This window comes from Neochlamydia sp. TUME1, assembly GCF_000813645.1.
Taxonomy (GTDB): domain Bacteria; phylum Chlamydiota; class Chlamydiia; order Chlamydiales; family Parachlamydiaceae; genus Neochlamydia.
In genome coordinates this window covers 1-1,319 of sequence record NZ_JRXI01000141.1, presented here as the reverse complement: position 1 = coordinate 1,319, position 1,319 = coordinate 1, and the positions used below count along the sequence as shown (strand labels likewise).

Sequence of the window (1,319 nt, the reverse complement as noted above, 5' to 3'; positions counted from 1 at the left end):
TTCTATCTACAATAAGAGCCTGCTCCTTAACATTTCCTTGAGGAACATGCGCTTTACCTATTTGCTTATAAAGAGAAGGCATCACTGCAGAAGCCAGCAGATGGTGCCATCTTTTACAGACGCTAAATAAGGGAGGAACTACGCAAGCCTCTAAGATAGGGAGTAGCAATTCATTGGGCAAGCTTTCAATAGAGGCCGAAGAGATAGGATGCATTTTATTTCCTTGAGCAGTGATGAACTTTTATCATTTTTATTTTTGAAGGTAATATAAAAAAATTAAAAAAGCAAGTCAAACGAATTCGTGCTCTTATCAATGAAAAACAACTCACAGATAATCTACCCGCGCTTTTTTTCAGATAGATTCAAGGAAAGGGGGAGACCTTCCAAGCATTTAGGAGCAGCCACAGGTTTTGGGGATTAAGTGACGCGGCAATTTTGGTTTGGCTAAAAGAATGAGATTGATTCTTTGCCTTATTTGAGAAAAACGGCTCTTTTTGGTGCCTTGTTTTAATTCTCCTACCGAATGATGGAATCCAATACACCAGTTTCTTCCCGTCAAGAAAAATTGTCCTCTCAGCCATAGCAATCTGCAGAAAAAGAGAGAAGCTTCTTGCCGTTATAAATCTGTAGGCTAGTTTAAGCTTGCTTAGTTGCGGGAAGGAAAGCGGATTACTTGTTTAAAGATAAGATGGTTAAAATTTTTATTTCTTTTATCACATCCCAGCTTAAAAAGTACTTAAGCCATTTTACAATTGAAAACGCTGCCTTATTATTTCGGCGATATCTTTCAAAGGATTTTCCGCTAATTCAAGCTTGGTAAGCTCAGGCAGCAGCCCAATTTCTATAGGCAGAGCGGTGAGCTGGTTTTGATTTAAGTAAAGCTCTTGCAGCTTAGACAGCCGCCCAATTTCTGTAGGCAGAGCGGCAAGCTGGTTTTGATTTAATTCAAGGGCTTGGAGCTCAGGCAGCTGCCCGATTTCTGCAGGCAGAGCGGTGAGCTGGTTTTGATTTAATTCAAGCGTTTGCAGCTGAGATAAATGCCCTATCTCATTAGGAAGCTTGGTAAGCTGGTTGTTGTTTAAGCCGAGCCCCCGCAGCTGTGATAGCTGCCATAGCTCTGCAGGCAGAGCGGTGAGCTGGTTCTGGCTTAAATCAAGCCCTAGCAGCTGAGACAATTGGCCGATTATTATAGGCAGAGCGGTGAGCTGGTTTTGATTTAAGTAAAGCCCTTGCAGCTGAGACAATTGCCCGATTTCTGTAGGCAGAGCGGTGAGCTGGTTTTGATTTAATTCAAGCTCTTGGAGCTCAGACAGCTGCCC

At 42.5% G+C, this 1,319-nt stretch carries 2 protein-coding genes; both read right to left on the bottom strand.

All coding sequences use genetic code 11. The annotated features are described in order from the left end of the window. Positions 1-214: F-box protein (locus tag DB41_RS07020; RefSeq protein ID WP_039385897.1), on the bottom strand; the 214-nt coding region annotated here is incomplete at its 3' end. A gap of 532 nt (positions 215-746) precedes the next feature. Next, the coding region (locus DB41_RS07010; protein ID WP_039385894.1) for a leucine-rich repeat domain-containing protein at positions 747-1,319 on the bottom strand (573 nt) is incomplete at its 5' end.